At 38.1% G+C, this 18,385-nt stretch carries 13 protein-coding genes; 10 read left to right on the plus strand and 3 right to left on the minus strand.

The window, feature by feature from the left end; genetic code table 11:
- Positions 1–27 precede the first annotated feature (27 nt).
- Both DV942_RS19540 and DV942_RS19545 read left to right on the plus strand, forming a co-directional pair.
- Positions 28–1,053 carry a porin gene (locus DV942_RS19540; protein ID WP_090986019.1) on the plus strand — a complete coding sequence of 342 codons (1,026 nt, stop codon included), beginning with the start codon at positions 28–30 and terminating at the stop codon, positions 1,051–1,053.
- A 93-nt stretch (positions 1,054–1,146) separates the two neighbouring features.
- Positions 1,147–1,725, plus strand: a complete 579-nt coding sequence (locus DV942_RS19545; RefSeq protein ID WP_186462353.1) for a DUF4468 domain-containing protein — start codon at positions 1,147–1,149, stop codon at positions 1,723–1,725.
- A gap of 6 nt (positions 1,726–1,731) precedes the next feature.
- Here DV942_RS19545 and DV942_RS19550 read toward each other — a convergent pair whose 3' ends face one another.
- Both DV942_RS19550 and DV942_RS19555 read right to left on the minus strand, forming a co-directional pair.
- Positions 1,732–2,199: an SRPBCC family protein gene (locus tag DV942_RS19550; protein ID WP_244950748.1), complete on the minus strand. Its 468-nt coding sequence runs from the start codon at positions 2,197–2,199 to the stop codon at positions 1,732–1,734.
- 242 nt (positions 2,200–2,441) lie between these two features.
- Positions 2,442–2,915, minus strand: a complete 474-nt coding sequence (locus DV942_RS19555; RefSeq protein ID WP_090986015.1) for a ribonuclease H-like YkuK family protein — start codon at positions 2,913–2,915, stop codon at positions 2,442–2,444.
- Between the two features lie 214 nt (positions 2,916–3,129).
- Here DV942_RS19555 and DV942_RS19560 point away from each other — a divergent pair, with 214 nt between their 5' ends.
- The 5 genes from DV942_RS19560 to DV942_RS19580 all read left to right on the plus strand — a co-directional run bounded on the left by DV942_RS19560 (position 3,130) and on the right by DV942_RS19580 (position 8,657).
- Positions 3,130–3,348: a hypothetical protein gene (locus tag DV942_RS19560; protein WP_090986012.1), complete on the plus strand. Its 219-nt coding sequence runs from the start codon at positions 3,130–3,132 to the stop codon at positions 3,346–3,348.
- Positions 3,349–3,398: 50 nt separating this feature from the next.
- The gene (locus tag DV942_RS19565; RefSeq protein WP_145860330.1) at positions 3,399–4,703 is read left to right on the plus strand and encodes a DEAD/DEAH box helicase; all 1,305 of its coding nucleotides are present in this window, start codon (positions 3,399–3,401) and stop codon (positions 4,701–4,703) included.
- 252 nt (positions 4,704–4,955) lie between these two features.
- Positions 4,956–5,189: a DUF1456 family protein gene (locus DV942_RS19570; RefSeq protein WP_090986008.1), complete on the plus strand. Its 234-nt coding sequence runs from the start codon at positions 4,956–4,958 to the stop codon at positions 5,187–5,189.
- A complete protein-coding gene (locus DV942_RS19575; protein ID WP_186462354.1) occupies positions 5,173–7,863 on the plus strand; it encodes a TonB-dependent receptor in 2,691 nt (896 codons plus the stop codon). Before DV942_RS19570 ends, DV942_RS19575 begins: the two co-directional genes overlap by 17 nt.
- Positions 7,864–7,922: 59 nt before the next feature.
- A complete protein-coding gene (locus tag DV942_RS19580; RefSeq protein WP_145860334.1) occupies positions 7,923–8,657 on the plus strand; it encodes a GDSL-type esterase/lipase family protein in 735 nt (244 codons plus the stop codon).
- A gap of 720 nt (positions 8,658–9,377) precedes the next feature.
- Here DV942_RS19580 and ettA read toward each other — a convergent pair.
- The gene (gene ettA / locus DV942_RS19585) at positions 9,378–11,057 is read right to left on the minus strand and encodes an energy-dependent translational throttle protein EttA (protein ID WP_145860336.1); all 1,680 of its coding nucleotides are present in this window, start codon (positions 11,055–11,057) and stop codon (positions 9,378–9,380) included.
- Between the two features lie 823 nt (positions 11,058–11,880).
- Between ettA and DV942_RS19590 the strand changes: the two genes are divergently transcribed.
- From DV942_RS19590 to DV942_RS19600, 3 genes are read left to right on the plus strand one after another with little or no spacing between them, the layout of a single operon-like run.
- Complete coding sequence (locus DV942_RS19590; protein WP_186462355.1) at positions 11,881–15,132, plus strand: SusC/RagA family TonB-linked outer membrane protein; 3,252 nt, start codon at positions 11,881–11,883, stop codon at positions 15,130–15,132.
- A 16-nt stretch (positions 15,133–15,148) separates the two neighbouring features.
- Positions 15,149–17,122, plus strand: a complete 1,974-nt coding sequence (locus DV942_RS19595; RefSeq protein WP_244950749.1) for a RagB/SusD family nutrient uptake outer membrane protein — start codon at positions 15,149–15,151, stop codon at positions 17,120–17,122.
- Positions 17,123–17,146: 24 nt separating this feature from the next.
- Positions 17,147–18,349, plus strand: a complete 1,203-nt coding sequence (locus DV942_RS19600) for a DUF5000 domain-containing lipoprotein (RefSeq protein ID WP_186462356.1) — start codon at positions 17,147–17,149, stop codon at positions 18,347–18,349.
- The last annotated feature ends 36 nt before the right edge of the window (positions 18,350–18,385 follow it).

Here is an 18,385-nt window from a genome sequence, read left to right on the forward strand (position 1 = left end):
ATATCTAAACTCAAATCAAGCTCAAACATGAAGAAATTTTTAACCGCTATTTTTGCAATGGCCAGCACTACGTGTGCCCTGGCTCAAGAGACCACATCATCTCCACTTGAAATTTCAGGGTCGGTAGATACCTATTTCAAGTATGATTTTGCGAAAAATCCGCTAAACTCCAAAACCTCTTTTGTAACCGATCACAATTCCGTTTCCCTTGGAATGATCGATATTGCACTGAAGAAAAAAACAGGTAAAGCTTCATTTGTAGGTGAGCTTTCATTTGGCCCTAGAGGACAATCGCAATCCATACCTGATGCTGCGGCTGGCGGTTCGTCTTTTAATATTCAGAATTTGTACGTTAACTACGATTTTACTGATGAATTTAGTATGACCGCTGGTTATATGGGTACATTCATTGGATATGAGGTAATCTCACCAGTTGGAAATTTCAACTACTCTACTTCTTATCTATTCACAAATGGTCCGTTCCAGAATGCTGGTATCAAAGCAACTTACAAATTCTCTGATAAGGCCAGTTTAATGGCAGGTTTATTTAACGATTGGAATGTATATTCTGCTACCCGAGGTGTTTCGGCCATTGGTGGGCAGTTAATGGTTGCCCCGGTTGAAGGCTGGACAGCTTATATAAATGCTTTATCTGGTGCTGGCTTTGGTGGTTACGGAACCATTGTCGACTTAACAACTGCTTACCAGATTACAGAGAAGTTTAAATTGGCTTTAAATGCAGCTAATTACGATATTAAGGATAATGCGGTGCCGGGAAGTTATGCTGGTGCAGCACTGTATCCTCAGTATGCGGTATCAGATGCTGTAACTTTAGGTTTGCGGGGCGAATATTTTAAATTTAAAGCAGCAGGAGCAGTTCCGGAAACGGCCTTCACTGCAGTTACACTTACAGCCAATATCAAATCTGGTGGCTTAACTTTTATTCCTGAAGTTAGATTAGACCATAATAAAGATAAACCTTTCTTTAATAAAAGTGGAGCGGCTGCGCCAAACGGTGGTCAGTTTTCACTTGCAGCAGTTTACGCTTTCTAAATCATAAAGTTGAAAAATATGGAGCCGTCCTGGTGCAAATCAGGATGGCTTTTTTTATCTTTAATATTTAGTTTTATCCTTTTATTTATTTCCATGAAATATATCATCTTTGGTCTTCTTACCATTTTTACAGTTAAATTATCGGCGCAGCAAAAACAGTTTTCTAAAAACGATAACGGTAAATTCATCTATTACAAAGTGGTAGATTCGCAACTAATTGACAAAAATATATTGCTTCAGCGGGCCAGGTCTTTTGTTGATTTGGTATATAAAAAATCAATGAAACTGGAAAACAGTACAGATTCTTCTGTTTTAGCCACGGGAAATATGGTAATTGATAAAACTATTCTGGTTGCCGGTCACCCCAGCGGGGAGATCAGTTATAACTTCGTTTTTGAAGTGCGCCAGGGTAAATACCGGTTTTGGTTAACCGATATGCTGTTTATTCCTTATCAAAGAGATCGGTATGGTAATTTTGTGCCAGCCACAACAATCGGCGTACCGTTAGAGCGTACACCAGGTAAACTTGGTGCTGGCGCCTGGAAAGACATTTTAAACAGTACTTATAATAAAGTCGAAAAATTCGGTGATGAATTTAAAAAATATTTAGCTACCAATAGGATGGAAAAAACCAAAAATAAAGCGGAAACGATCTCAACCAAAAAGTGGTAATTAAAGCTAAAACCTGCCAAATAAGTCCTCCACCTTTTGATAACGGAACTTAAAAATTTCGTTGATTCTGTTTTTTACGATCATGGCATTTGCAATCACACCGATTGGTCCCCAGCCGATGCTGTAGTGTAAAACATCGCGCATCAATACCCCGCCATCTATTTTTTCAAAATGATGCTGATGGTGCCAAAAAGCAAACGGACCAAAACGCTGTTCGTCTATAAAATATTCTTTGTCCTTAACATGTGTAATTTCGGTTACCCAACTCAATTTAATGCCGAACAAAGGAGAAACCTTATAGGTTATAATTAGCCCTGGATACATTTTAGTGCTGGCCATATTTGGCGAAGTTACGTCAAAGGCCATGTTCTGTGGAGTGATTTCGGCCAAATTCATTGGCGAAGAAAAAAAGTCCCATGCTGTATCCAGGTTGATAGGCAGTTTTTGTGTGAATTCTAGTCTGTACGTCTTCAATTTCTTTTATTTTAAAGCACAACAACAAAGTGTCGATTTTGTTGAGGTCAACCGCAAAGTTAGCAAAGTGAGTCGCAAAGATGAGCGTTTTGAACTCTTCTTGCCTTAGAAATAATGATATATTTAAATCACCCGCAGCGATAAGTTCCCATAACCCTTAACGGATAATCCTTAAACTTCGGAACACTGGCCCGGACTTCCGGAATAACTTATTATCCCTTTTCCATCACACACATTCCCTTTCAGTGCACCATTTTATCAGCACAGGTAGAACTGGCAAATGCCTCCGGCTTAGCTTTAAAAATAAAACCCATGCTTAAAATATAGCCCATAGCATCATTTAATGCTTTGTTTGATTTAAATGATGGGTTGGTATTGATGTCAGCATGTACTTCAAGCGCCACATCGTAGATATCAAGTAAATCGCAAATGGAATATGCCGTTTCTATAGATTTTTGTACTTCCATCAGCATTCTTTCTTTGATACTTACCTGCTGCGTACTTTTTTCCTGGTGGATGTACATAAATCCGCCATGATGTTCTCTCAAAAGTACAATTACGGTTGCGAAATCGGTTATTGCGCCCTTAACCTGCGAATCGGTACCGATGCAAACTTTAAGTTTATAACCTTTTTCACTTTCTCTGATAATCGCATTTTCTATTTCTTCTAGAATTGAAGACTGAATGATTTCACCACTAAATTTTTTCCACGTCATATACTGGTTTTTTTGAGGTTAACGAATGGTAATCAGGTTTTTATAAAAATAAGTGCTATAAATTAAATAAGTGTTAAGTGAAGGTTGTTTATTTGCTAACAAAAAGTTAGTTATCAACAAGTTAGTGATAATAATCCAAATCAAATCTAAATTATCGAAACAAATCATTACCCGGTCCGTTAATTATTTATACATTCATTTTAATTTGTTGATTATGAGAGCAGAATTAATTCAAGAGCTCCAGTTATTACAAAATAGCAGAGCGAATAAATTGGTAGATGAACTCACTGACAGAATTCTATCTTCAGTTGATGCCGTTAATGAAAAGGTAGTGTCTTCAATGTCTAAACGCGGCAGAATGTTAATGTTGCTGGATAAGAGACTTAATTTTTCTACGCTCCGTAAGCTGCGAAGAAAATTTTTAAGAGCCTAACCAGGCATGCAATTTTTGCCCTGAGGAGAAATGATTACCTTTAGGGCGCAATGATGGAAAATGCCTTAAAAAAACTGAATATTTCTGCACTTAACGAGATGCAGGAAGCTTCTTTAAAAGCCGCTAAGACTGGAAAAGATGTAATATTGATAGCGCCAACGGGTTCCGGGAAAACGTTGGCTTTTTTATTACCATTGCTTTTCAATTTAAAAACCGGGGTAAATGGCGTACAGGCTCTGGTTTTAGTACCATCAAGAGAGCTTGCCCTACAGATTGAGCAGGTTTTTAAACAAATGGGTACAAAGTTTAAAGTAAATTGCTGTTACGGCGGTCATTCGGTAAGGGTAGAGAAAAATAACCTTGCACATCCACCGGCTGTTTTGATTGGAACACCAGGCAGGATTGCTTACCATTTGGAACATCAGAATTTTGACGAATCTTTTATTGAAACCTTGGTTTTGGATGAATTTGATAAATCGCTGGAGTTTGGTTTTGAAAATGATATGTCGTACATTATTGGTACTCTGCTATCACTAAAACAGCGCATACTCACTTCCGCTACCAAAATGGAAGAAATTCCGGTTTTTGTAAAGTTAAATGCTCCCGTTGAGGTTGATTTTTCAAAAAATATCGAAGCAAAACCCGATTTAAAGCTCAAAAAAGTAATAGTACCTGCAGCCGACAAATTAGACTATCTGTTTAGGTTACTCAGTAAAATCGGCAATAAAAACACATTGGTTTTCTGCAACCACAGGGAAACGGTAGACCGGATTAGTGATCTATTGTTCGGGAATGGATTAGGACATGATGTTTTTCATGGTGGAATGGAGCAGTTGGATCGCGAAAAGGCATTGCTGAAATTCAGAAATGGCAGCCATCGGATTTTAATTACGACAGATCTGGCCGCTCGTGGCCTGGATATCCCCGAAGTAGAATATATTGTACATTATCAATTGCCCTATACCGAAGATGCCTATATTCACCGCAATGGCCGCACGGCCCGTATGTATGCCAAAGGAACTGCATACGCTATTTTAACCACTGAAGAAAACTATAAGTATCTGCCTGACGACGTGGAAGAGGAGGTTTTAGACGACCATTATGCACTACCTGAGGCAAGCGACTGGGTAACCTTATACCTGGCACACGGAAAAAAAGATAAAATTAATAAAATTGACATTGTAGGCCTGTTTTTACAAAAAGGGGATCTAGGAAAGGATGATTTAGGCTTGATTGAAGTAAAAGATACCGCCAGTTATGTTGCGGTAAAAAGGAGCAAGGTTACTCAATTGTTAAAAAAACTAAATGGCGAAAAAATAAAAGGGAAGAAGCTTAAATTAGAAATAGCGAGTTGAGGTTTTTGATTTTATAGTCCGTTTGTTGGTTAGTCATTGGTTCATTAGTCATTGGTTAATTAGTCATTGGTCAATTAGTCATTCGTTATTGGTTCATTAGTCATTAGTTAATTGGTCATTGGTTCTTTGGACAGACGTTATGTCGAATTTCAGTTTTTCTTAATTAAAATTTTTCCAACTTTGCAACATTTCAATTTTAAAACGTTCTAACATTAACATTCCAGTAAGCAATCATTCAATAAATCAAACTGCATGAGCAACAACGATATATTAAAAAAACTAAGGGTAGCCTTATCACTTAAAACAGAAGATATTATCACTATTTGTGACCTTGTTGGATTTAAGGTAACCAAGGCGGAGCTGGGCGATATTTTCAGAAATGAAGATCACGAGAATTTTAAACCCTGCGGCGATCAGATTTTGCGTAATTTTTTAAATGGTCTTGTCATTTACAAAAGAGGTCCAAAGGATGAAAAAAAGCAATAATTTATGCTTTTTATTGTTTTTTATACTGATCATATTTTCCTTTAACGCTCTCGCACAGTCTCAGTTTAAAATAAGTGGCCATGTAGTCGATTCTTTGAAGAAACCTATTGAGGGTGTAAGCATTAGATTGATTACTGATCAAGACACCCTCCGTACAAATTCTGACGAGAAGGGGGACTTTTCATTTGTAAAAACACCCAAAACAAAGTTTTACCTTTCCGTTACTGCATTGGGCTATAAGCCTTTTAATTCTATCTACGAAATTGAATCGCTTAAAAAAAATGCTGTTTTAGACCCGATAACGCTCCAGACGGAAACAATTCGTTTGGAGGATGTGCAGGTTAAAGTAAAAGTAGATCCCATCAAAATCAAGAAAGATACCATTGAATATAATGCAGGAGCATATACCGTTCGAGAAAATGATAAGGTAGAAGATCTGCTCAGACAACTGCAGGGTATTGAGATTGACACAAAAGGGGCCGTTACCGCTATGGGGAAAAAAATGACCAAACTTCGGGTAAACGGCGAAGATTTTTTTACCAATAACGTAGAAGATTACATCAGGCAATTGCCCGCAGATATCATTGCGAAGGTGCAGGTTATTGAAGATTATGGTGATGAAGCCAATTTTACCGGTATTAAAACAGGTACACCACAAAAAATGTTAAATCTGGTTACCAAGCCAGGACTCGGCAAAGGTATTTTTGGTGGCGTAGATCTAAATTCTGCAACGAGTAATGCACATAATTTGGGCGCTAAGGGAAACGTGTGGAAAAACAACAAGCAAATAGGTTTTGGTGGCCGGTATGGTATGACCAATAATGAATTTTCTACGTTGAACAATGGTGCTTTAAATGGCAATATCAGAGACAGAATTTCGAAAGAATTTAGTATTCATGGCAGTTACGATTTCAGCAATGGAACCAACAGATCTGTTCAGAGTAATTACCTGGAAACATTTAATCCGCAAGGAACCATCTATGATTTAAGAGAAAGCGTCAACCATTCCAATTCATTAACAAACGACATTAACCTTGGTTTAAACGGCTCTACTGCAAAAAATTACTTCAATGTTTCACTTGCTGGCGCGTTGGCTGATACCCGGAATGAAGCATCTTCCACTTCAAATAAAAGCGGAATAATCAGGCAGGACCTCAGTTCTAATTCAGGATCAAGGAACAACAACCCAAATCTTAATGGAAGCATCAACTGGTCGCGACGGCTATCTAATAATAAACGCTCATTATCCATGGGCATTAACTTTGGTACCAATGGAGGGAAAACCGTCAGCAGCATTAACGATATGATCCGGTATTATAATGAAACGACCAATATTTTGCTTAAAGATTCAATTTTAAACCGGTTGGTGGAACATAATGCTTCAAGTTCCAATTTTGGCGGTAATATTCAGTTTTCAAATTCCTTAAAAAAGGCGACTGATAGTACCGGATACAATTTCATCAATGTATCTTATCGATTTATGTTGAGCAGGAGCCGTAACCAGCAAACAACTACGGTTAACCATCCATTGGGAAACAGTTTTGTAGTCGATTCGCTTGGGCAGGATTACGTTTCGAGTTTTATCAATCAGAATATCAGCATTGGCTATAATGCCAACAAAAACCAGCTTAGTTATAATTTTGGGATTAATTTTTCGCCAAGTATCATTATTGGTCAGTACCGGGACACGGGGCAGAAACTTAAAAACTATCAGTTAAATTTTTCGCCTTTGGCGAATTTAAGCTACCAGATCAAAGACAATGAAAGTTTAAGTTTTGACTACCTCGGCTATACCAGTTCACCCGATTTTAATAAACTGCAACCCATCAGAAACAATAATGATGTGCAGAACCTGATTATTGGTAATCCTGATCTTAAGGCAACCTCAAGCCACACGGCTGATTTAAGTTATAATAAATTTGGACTTAAATCTGGTTTGAGCATGATGGCTAATTTATCGGGTACTTTTGCCATTAACAGTGTGGTGAGTAATACGGTTTTTCTCAGGGATACACTAAATAGCCTAAAACAGCAGACCACCTACGAAAATGTAAACGGTATTTACAATATTGGCGTAAATTACGCTGTGAATAAAAGGTTGTTGGATAACAGACTTTCCCTATCTATCGATGGTAATGTTGCCTACAACCACAATGTTTTTTATACCGATAATGTGCTGAACCGTAGCAAAGGTATCAATGTTTCCAATGCGCTAAAATTTAACCTTAACCAGAAGAAATATAATTTTAATACAAGTGCATCTTATAGTTTCAGTTCCAATACTTATTCGGTAATAAACCAGAACATTAAAAATGTGCAGGTTGTGGCGCTAAGCGGAAGTGCAAGCTGGATTCCCGGTAAACACTTCAGGCTAAATGCATCAGCGTCTAAAAGTTTAAATTTTGGATATAGCTTATATGCCGGGAATCCATTATTGGTAAATTTGGGATTGAATACTTCTTTTCTGAAAGACAATAGGCTGTTATTTTCTGTTCAGGCGAATGATTTGTTTAACCAGGGAGCGCTGTTTAGTACCAGTATTACCAATAATTCCATTTCAGAGAACAGGACCAGGTTCATCAGCCGCTTTATACAGGCAACATTAAGTTATAACCTGAGGCATTTTGGTAATAAAAACAGCAGGTTAAACAGTAACATTAATGCTGAAGAATAAATACTTAAATCCAGATTATTTAGTTTTAAGGTTTGATTACATTTATCCAATTTTACCTTATGAATAAATTCCTCTTTTTTGTTTTATTGCTTTCCGGTCATGTTGCGTTTGCCCAAAATCAGCAAGCAGACTCATTAAATACCAAAGCTGAAAAGGAAAATTTTAGCGACGATTGGGCTGCTTTAACGAAATATCAGAAAGAAAATGAAATTTTACCGCTGCCAACCAGAAGAGAAAAAAGAGTAGTGTTTTTGGGAAGTTCTATTTTCGAATTCTGGAAACAGAAAGATCCTGAATATTTTAACAGGAATAATTATGTGGATAGGGGAATAAGTGGCCAGCTTTCGCCACAATTGCTGATCCGTTTTCGGCAGGATGTAATTAACCTGAAGCCAAAAGCGGTGATTATTTTGGCAGGTAGTAATGACATTGCAGGAAACACTGGCCACGTTACCATAGATAAGATTATGGATAACATTAAATCTATGGCAGAACTGGCAAGGTTGCATCATATTAAGGTTATACTTTGTAAATATCTTCCGGTTTACGAATATCCATGGAACAAGCGCATCAAAGCAGCCGATAGTATTGTGAAGCTAAATGAAAAAATTGAAGCCTACGCCAAAGAGCGGAACTACACTGTTCTGGATTATTGGACACCTTTGGTAGACGAACGAAAAGGTCAGCGCGCTGAGCTAACGGTAGATGGTGTTCATCCTAACCTTGCAGGTTATAAAATAATGGAAGAGGTAACCGACGCTGCGGTAAAAAGGGCTTTCAAAAACTGGCACTAGAAAGATCATTGGGCCATTAGTTCATTGGCTGATGATTCGAAAATTTGAGCGCTTCAGATCAAAACTACTTTCTTTTATATCATTCTCAACGCAGTGAGTAATCTTTAATAAAGCCGAAACAATACGTATAACCTTTGGACTTCGATATTTTAATTTAATTGAGGCTTTGAGTGCTAAAATTGGTGGTTTTACCATTGCCCTGGCATTAGCTGTTTATTAGCATGAATTTCTTTTTTCGGACAAATGCAAACAAAAGAAAATCAAGACCTGTGCCATTTGTGCAGCCTGCGTAATCATGAAAATGAGCCTGTCTCAAAATAACAGATTAAATAATAGCAGGAGAATTAAATTTGGGTATGTCGTCATGCTCAGCTTGATCCGATCGCTATCGGATGGGCATCTTAATGCTTTGGTGGACTTATTTAGTTGTTGTTCTATCGCATTAAGATTAGCTTCGCTGAGCGCTCCGTGGTTCCCGTTTTCACGGGAATGACGCCCTTTCTAGATATTATTCTGCCAAAATCTCCAAAATCGTTTCTGAGACAGCATACTGTGGAAAACGATAATTTGTTTACGATGATTGCTCGATTTATTATAGCATATATTTTATCTAACTGTTTTAGGATCAATCTAAAGAATATTTCCGGTCAAAAGACCGATGATTTTTATTAAGGCAGTCATCTCAAACAAAAAAAGTCCCGATTTAGTCGGGACTTTTTATTAATCTAATTTTTTATACCTGATGCGTTTTGGAGTTACATCGCCCAAACGTTTTTTACGGTTTTCCTCGTAATCAGAATAGTTTCCCTCAAAGAAATAAACTTCAGAGTTTCCTTCGAAAGCCAGGATATGGGTACAGATCCTGTCCAAAAACCACCTGTCGTGACTGATTACTACTGCACAGCCGCCAAAGTTTTCTAAAGCTTCCTCCAGCGCACGTAAAGTATTTACATCAATATCGTTGGTTGGCTCATCCAGTAGCAATACATTGGCCCCTTTTTTTAAGGTAATGGCTAAATGCACGCGGTTACGTTCACCACCCGATAAAATGCCGACTTTTTTCTGCTGATCACCACCATTAAAGTTAAACTTTGAAACGTAGGCACGGCCGTTAACGGCTTTGGGACCTAATTGTATATTGTCTAATCCATCAGTAATGTTTTCGTAAACGGTTTTCTCGGCATCTAAATCATTGTGCATCTGATCTACATAACCCAGCTCAACCGTTTCACCTACGCGGAAAGTACCGGCATCTGCCTCTTCCTGTCCGGTAATTAAACGGAATAAGGTGGTTTTACCTGCACCATTGGGCCCAATAATACCAACAATACCTGCCGGAGGAAGGGAAAAGTTCAAATTGTCGAACAGCACCTTATCGCCATAAGCTTTGCTAACATTCGTGGCTTCAATAACAACGTTACCCAACCGCGGGCCTGGAGGGATGAAGAGTTCCAGTTTCTCTTCTCTTTCCCTGCCATCTTCCGAAGCTAATTTATCATAGTTGGCAATACGTGCTTTCGATTTTGCATGACGTGCCTTAGGTGCCATGCGTACCCATTCGAGCTCTCGCTCTAAAGTTTTCTGACGTTTGCTCTCGGTTTTTTCTTCCTGTGCCAAACGTTTTGCTTTCTGATCTAACCAGCTGCTGTAGTTCCCTTTCCATGGAATACCTTCACCACGGTCTAACTCTAAAATCCATCCGGCCACGTTATCAAGGAAATACCTGTCGTGGGTAACCGCAATAACTGTTCCTTCGTAATTTTGCAGGAATTGCTCCAACCAATCGATACTTTCGGCATCTAAGTGGTTGGTAGGCTCATCTAATAGTAATACATCAGGATGTTGCAGCAATAGACGGCACATGGCCACACGGCGGCGTTCACCACCAGATAACACACTAATTTTAGTGTCCGGATCAGGGCAACGTAAGGCATCCATGGCCCTTTCCAGTTTTGAATCAATTTCCCAGGCACCTAAAGAATCGATTTTATCCTGCAGTTCGCCCTGTCTGGCCATTAACTTATCCATTTTATCTGGATCAGAATAGTTTTCCTCCAAACCGAAGGCCTCATTCACTTCTTCATATTCTTTTAAGATGGCCGTAACTTCGGCTACACCTTCTTCAACTACCTCGCGAACGGTTTTTTCCGGATCAAGGATCGGCTCTTGAGCCAGATAACCAACCGAATAACCGGGAGAGAAAACAACTTCGCCCTGGTAAGATTTATCCAGGCCGGCAATAATTTTTAGAAGAGATGACTTACCAGAGCCATTTAAACCGATTACTCCGATTTTGGCGCCGTAAAAGAAAGAAAGGTAAATATTTTTTAAAACCTGTTTTTGTGGCGGGTAGATTTTGTTTACCCCTGCCATTGAAAATATTATTTTCTCGTCAGACATGTTGATTTTTTGTATTTAGCTTATTTAAAGGCACTATTATTTCCAAAACGAATTTTTATAAGCAGAAATTTTATTTCTCAAAATTATCCGGTTTGCAAAAGCGGCAGTGCGAGGCCGGTTACAAAGATAGAAACAACAGGACCATTACAAAATGGTTTACAAAGTATATCGTAACTTTTCATGATGGAGTGAAGTATACGCGTTTGACAAATTAGATCGAATAATTCTGCCCTACGGTAAAAAATAAGTATACTGGAACTGATCTAAACCGTCGCAGGGGCTATGGTTTATTTGCCTGTATTTATCTTGCGTTCGATAGCATCATATTAAATCATCATGGATACTATAAACTGTACGATGCCAGTATTCAACAGCCGCCAACGGAATGGATTTACGTGCGCTAAAAACAAAACCTGCTGGTGATAATGTTTAAGACAAATTAGTTTAACATTATCGTTATAATTCGATAATATGGGTTTTTTAGGTGCTTCAACAGCTATCTTATTAATTTGGCCCCTAAAAATTACCATATTGCCCCTCACTCATATGCAGATTTTAGTGGTTAATTTGTTACAGCCAAATATACTATTGAACATATGAAGAAAACCAGACTATCAAGAACATTCAACTAAACCTCTGCTTACAATTATCTCTATTGAGGTGATTGCTGCCAAATTATCATCAAGCTTTTTTTTAACTAGGAAAAGCTTTCTGGCGAGTTTTGCAAAGTAAGAATATCTGTCATTATACGGTTTTACCGTATGGTGGTTGGTACGCTCATGAATAAACTAATAAACAAACAATTTCAAACTAAAATCAAAAAATGAGAAAAATCTACAAAAAGAAAGCTCAAATTTCGGGCTGCCTGTTTTTCCGTGGAGGCGTATTCCGAACGCTTGTGGGCATACTGATGTTCATGGGCTTTTGTTTTACCGCCTCTGCACAAAATGAGGTTACCGTTAAAGGGGTAGTTAAGGATACCGTAGGCGGTTTACCCGGGGTAAACGTTAAGGTATCTGGAACAGTTCGTGGAATATCCACAGATGATCAGGGGCGGTATACTATTAAATTACCAAGATCAGGTAAATTGCTTTTTAGCCTGGTGGGTTACAAACCGCAAACAAAAACAGTTGCAGATTATGAGAAATCAGCTGATGGGACGTATGTGATTAATATTACGCTTAAATCAGATGCCAACTCACTTGAGGATGTCGCAGTAGTAGGCTATGGGACGCAGAAAAAGGCGAGTTTAATAAGTTCTATTACGACAATCAATCCGAAAGAATTAAAAGGGCCAACCAGTAACTTAACTACCATGTTAGCTGGTAGGGTAGCGGGGATGGTTGCTTTCCAAAGAAGCGGAGAACCAGGATCAGATAATGCTTCCTTTTTCATTAGAGGCTTGGGCACATTCGGTGCAGGAAAACAAGACCCTTTAATTTTGATTGACGGTGCGGAATCAACTCAAAACGACTTGGCCCGTTTACAACCGGATGATGTGGCTACGTTCAGTGTGCTGAAAGATGCTGCGGCTTCAGCTGTATATGGCGCTAGGGGTGCAAACGGAGTGTTGTTAATCACAACCAAAAGAGGTCAGGCCGGAGAAACCCAGTTTAGCTTCCGGGCAGAGAACTCTGTTTCAAGTAACACCAGAAATTTCCAATTTGCGGATAACGTGACTTATATGAACCTGGCAAATGAAGGTGCATTAACACGTAATAGGCTGTCTCAATTGCCATATCAACGCAATAAAATAGATGCTACTGCTGCCGGCGAAAATGAGCTTTTATACCCAAATAATAATTGGATAGATCAACTAATTAAAAAATATACACTTAATCAAAGATTTAATTTAAACATCACAGGCGGTGGCTCTAAAGTTGTTTATTATCTATCTGGTACATACAATATTGATAATGGTGTGTTAAAGGTAGATGACGTAAATAATTTTAACAGTAATATTAAATTGAAAAATTATGCTGTTCGTTCTAATGTAACTATTAATTTAACTAACACTACTACTGCCGACGTATTGGTATCTGGCCAATTTGATGATTATACAGGGCCAGTGGGTGGTGGTGGACTGGCGTTTAATAGAGCCTTATGGTCCAATCCTGTGGCCTTTCCGGCTGTTTACCCATCTAGTTATCAGCCTTACGCTAAACATCCGTTATTTGGTAACGTGATTTCACCTAACGGAAATCTTTATATGAATCCTTACGCAGAAATGGTAAGAGGTTATCAAGATCGGAATTCTTCTACATTACAGACACAAGTCGAAATCAAGCAAGATTTAAAAGATCTTACTCCCGGCTTGAACCTTCGCTTTATGACTTATGCACGTAGGTACTCCTATTTTGATGTTTCAAGAAGATATAATCCTTTTTACTATTCTTCAACAGCACAACCTGACGGTAGTGTCTCACTAAGTTTATTGAACGGTGGAAATACTTCATTAGTTAGACCGCTCGGAACCGAATATCTTGATTATTCACAAGGATCCAAAGACCTGAATTCCATATTTTATGCTGAATTGGCAACCAACTACGCCAGAACTTTTGGGAAACATGATGTAAGCGCGATGGTGATCACGACTATGAGAAACTTTCTTTCAGGTAACGCCGGAGACTTGCAATCATCTTTACCATCTCGTAATCAGGGGGTAGCTGGACGTGCTAACTATACATACGATAGTAAATATCTTGCAGAATTTAACTTCGGTTATAATGGAACCGAACGTTTCGCACCTAACAACCGTTTTGGATTTTTTCCTTCGTTCGGTTTAGGTTATTTCATTTCAAATGCTGAGTTTTTCAAGCCGCTTCAAAAGGTGATCACATCGGCAAAAATCCGAGGTACATATGGATTTTCTGGTAATGATATAATAGGAACATCTACTGATAGATTCTTTTATCTTTCTTCAGTGCAAATGGAAAATGGCAGCTATGGTGCACAATTTGGTGAAGATGGGGGGTATTACAGACCTGGTATCTCGGTTTCAAGATATCCAAATAACTTAATTACCTGGGAGCGTTCCAAACAGCTAAATCTTGCAATGGATATGACCTTATTCAGGGACCTGAACTTTACAGTTGAGGTTTATAAACAAACCCGCTCCAACATCTTAACTTCACGTACATTTATTCCAAGTACGATGGGATTACAGGCTAATATTCGTGCTAATACCAACAAAATGGAGAGTAGAGGTGTGGATTTCAATACCAATTATAACAAGACATTTAGCAATGGAATATCTTTACAATTGAGAGGAAACTTTACCTATGCAGCAAGTAAGGTTCTAATTGCTGATGAACCTAGTTACGATAGTAATGAAGCATATCGCTATGTTGCCGGTAACTCTGCTTCGCAATCATTCGGGTTAATTGCAGAGAGATTATTTATAGATGATCAGGAAGCAAAAAATTCGCCCGTTCAGCTGGGTGGAGTACCTGGGTTAACTTATGGTGGTGGAGACATCAAATATAGAGATGTGAATGGTGATGGTTTAGTAACCGATGCTGACAGGGTGCCTATAGGGTTACCAACTGCGCCAGAAATTATCTATGGTTTTGGTGGTACCTTTGGGTATAAAGGATTCGATTTTTCAGTATTTTTTCAGGGATCTGCTCGTTCATCATTCTTCATCAATCCATATAATATTGCTCCATTTGTATTAGGACGAGAAATGGTAAATAATCAATTTACTGATAACGCCAATGCAATACAAACTGGTTTGTTAAAAGCAATTGCAGATAGTCATTGGTCTGAACAAAATCGCGATAGCTATGCATTTTGGCCACGTTTAAGTAGCACATATGTACAAAATAATTTACCAACATCTACTTGGTGGATGCGGAACGGTAGCTTTTTAAGGTTAAAAAGTGCAGAGATAGGTTATAATCTTCCAAATAAGCTTCAACAAAAATTGGGTATAAAAACAACAAGACTGTATTTGAATGCTACCAACCTGGCAGTTTTAAGCGCTTATAAATTATGGGATCCGGAGATGGGAGGTAATGGAATAGGTTATCCGTTGCAGGTAGTTTATAACGTAGGTCTAAATTTGAAATTTTAGGATGATTTGTAGAATTATGAAAAATAAAAATATTTTGATTCAAACCAGTAAAAAAACAAGTGTTAAGAAGTATAGTGCTATTGTTTTTTTGCTTGTTTTATCTTTAGCATCATGTAAGAAATATTTGGATATTGTTCCAGATAACGTAGCGACACTAGACAATGCTTTTAGCTTAAGAAATGAGGCAGAAAAATATTTGTTTACCTGCTATTCCTTTATGCCGTCAAATGGAAATCCCCTGGCCAATATGGGGTATATGACTGGTGATGAAATATGGACATCTTTGGATGAACGTGAATTTATTTCAGCAGGTTGGAGAATAGCCCGGGGAAATCAAAATGCTGCTTCTCCTTTATTCAATTCTTGGAGTGAGGGTGATAGGCAGCTATGGAAAAATTATTGGCAAGCCATTAGGAATTGTAATATCTTTTTGGAAAATGTATCAGATGAAACAAAGATTCCGGATCTACAATTAGATGAGCGTAAACGCTGGATTGCTGAAGTTAAGTTTTTGAAAGCCTACTATAATTTTCTATTGATGAGAATGTATGGCCCAATACCTATTGTAGATAAAAATCTTCCAATAAGTGCTTCTGAAGATGAGGTGAAGGTTAAGCGCATGCCTTTTGATGATTGTGTTAATTATGTTGTTGGCTTGTTAGATGAGGCTACCCCGGATTTACCTCAACGTATAAGAGATAAAACACTCGAGCTGGGGCGTATTACACAACCGATCGCTTTAGCCATGAAAGCGAAAGTGCTATTAACAGCAGCTAGCCCGTTATTTAATGGGAATTCAGATTATGTAGGTTTTAAAGATAAGGACGGAGTAGCATTATTTAATACTGCTTATGATGCAAACAAGTGGAAAAAAGCCGCTGATGCGGCAAAAGCTGCCATTGATGCCTCTGAAGCTGCGGGCTTCAAACTTTATACTTTCCCTGGTACAACAGCATTGAAAATTTCAGACTCTACTAAAAGGCAGTTAACCATAAAAGGGGCGGTTACAGAGCGTTTTGGTCTGAACTCTGAAACGGTATGGGGTAATCCGAATAGTACAACAGGATTTTTACAAGCTGTTGCAATGCCACGTTTAGATGGTGCAAATCCTGTTCCGGTTGGCCAGGCCAGACAGCAATTGGCTCCTCCGATTAAAATAGCTGAGATGTTTTACTCTAAAAATGGTGTTCCTATAAATGAAGATAAAACCCTTGACTTTACCAATCGCTATTCGTTGAGGAAGGCAGTTAAGGCTGAAAGATTTTATATCAAAGAGGGTTATACTACTGCGAGGCTGAATTTCGACAGAGAACCGCGTTTTTATGCTGATTTGGCCTTTGATGGCAGTACCTTTTTTAAATATGATAGTCCAGGTAATACAGATGAAGGCACATATACCGTAGAAGCGAAATCTAATCAAATATCAGGAGCTAATAACTTTGGTTGGTATAATGAAACAGGCTATTTTGTTAAGAAGGTTGTGGATTGGAATATGGCTCATTCTGAAAATAATGTAACCTACAGAACCTATGCATGGCCTGAACTTAGATTGGCGGATCTGTATTTAATGTATGCTGAAGCCTTAAATGAAAGCTTGGGTGTTCCCTCTCAGGAGGTTTATGAATATATTAACAGAATCCGGTCTAGAGCAGGTTTGCAATCTGTAGAGGTATCATGGTCAAACTACTCAACCAGTCCAACAAAATATACCACAAAAGATGGTATGCGTCAAATCATTCAACAAGAACGAATGATCGAAATGGCCTTTGAGGGAAGCCGTTACTGGGATATTAAACGTTGGAAGAGGGCGGCTGAACTATTTAACCAGTCAATTACAGGCTGGAGTATTTATCAACCTACTTCGGAAGAATATTATCGTGTGAGAACAATATTTAATCAGAATTTTATATCGCCTAGAGATTATTTGTGGCCTATACAAACGTACGATTTAACAGTGAATAGAAACTTGGTTCAAAATCCAGGATGGTAGTAAATGATAATTAAAATTATAAAAATGAAAGCATTAAATAAATTACTATTTGTTTTTATTAGTGGTATCTCCTTAATGTATTCTTGCAAGCAAGATGAATTAACACCACTTGAAAATAACACAACGCCTCCAGGTCAGGTAAGTAGTGTAACTGTAGAAAGTGGACCTGGTAATGCCAAGTTATCGTATAAACTGCCTTCAGACAAAGACTTGCTTTATGTAAAAGCAATATATAGTCTCAAGAATGGTCAACAGATGGAAGTAAAGTCTTCTTACTACAATAATTCTTTGCTAGTTGAAGGTTTTGGAGATACAGATTTACATGAGATCAAATTATATGCTGTAAATAGAAGTGAGATTGCTTCAGAACCTGTGGTAGTTAAAATCAGGCCTTTAGAAAATCCAATTTGGGGAGTTTTTAGAAGTTTAAAAGTTCTTCCTGATTTTGCAGGTTTGAATTTTAAAGCAACAAATCCTGCTAAAGCTGATCTTTCTATCGAAGTATTGAGATTTAAAGATGGTAAGTACGTTGGCGATCCAAAAAATAACATTTATACCTCTGCAATTGACATTGATAAGTCGATCAGAGGTTTAGACACTACTTCCCAGAAATTTGCAGTTACGGTAAGAGATAGATGGTTGAATTATACAGATACTTTGTATACAACATTAAAGCCATTGTATGAATCACTTTTAGCTAAGAATTTATATAGGGCAGTTAACCTGCCTACTGATGTTGGTCAACAGTACTCATCAACCGGATTATCCAAAATGTGGGATGGTGATATCATCAACTGGCCGAATATTTCATTAACCAGTACTGGTACATTAACTTCCCAGTGGGTAACTTTTGATTTGGGGCAGTCTGCTATTATGAGTCGTATTGTGATCTGGAATTACCCTGAATATTTGAATGCGGGAAGAACATATTATTATGGCGGAAATCTTAAGAAGTTTGAAGTTTGGGGAAGTGATAACCCACCAAGCGATGGTAGTTACAATAACTGGACCCTTTTAGGTACTTTCGATTCTACAAAACCTTCAGGAAGTGCATACGGCGTGCAAACAGCAGAAGATTATGCCTTTGCTAATGCGGGTATCAGTTATACATTCCCTGCAGGTAACACGAAGAAGGTTCGCTATATACGTATAAAGTCCATCAGTAATTGGCAGGGCACTACATTTATGAGTATTGCAGAATTACAATGTTACGGAGATCCGAGGTAAGGTTAAATTCATCAATAAAACAATAAATATGTTTAA

Origin of the sequence: Pedobacter suwonensis, from assembly GCF_007833675.1 — a bacterium.
GTDB classification, from domain to species: Bacteria; Bacteroidota; Bacteroidia; order Sphingobacteriales; family Sphingobacteriaceae; genus Pedobacter; species Pedobacter suwonensis.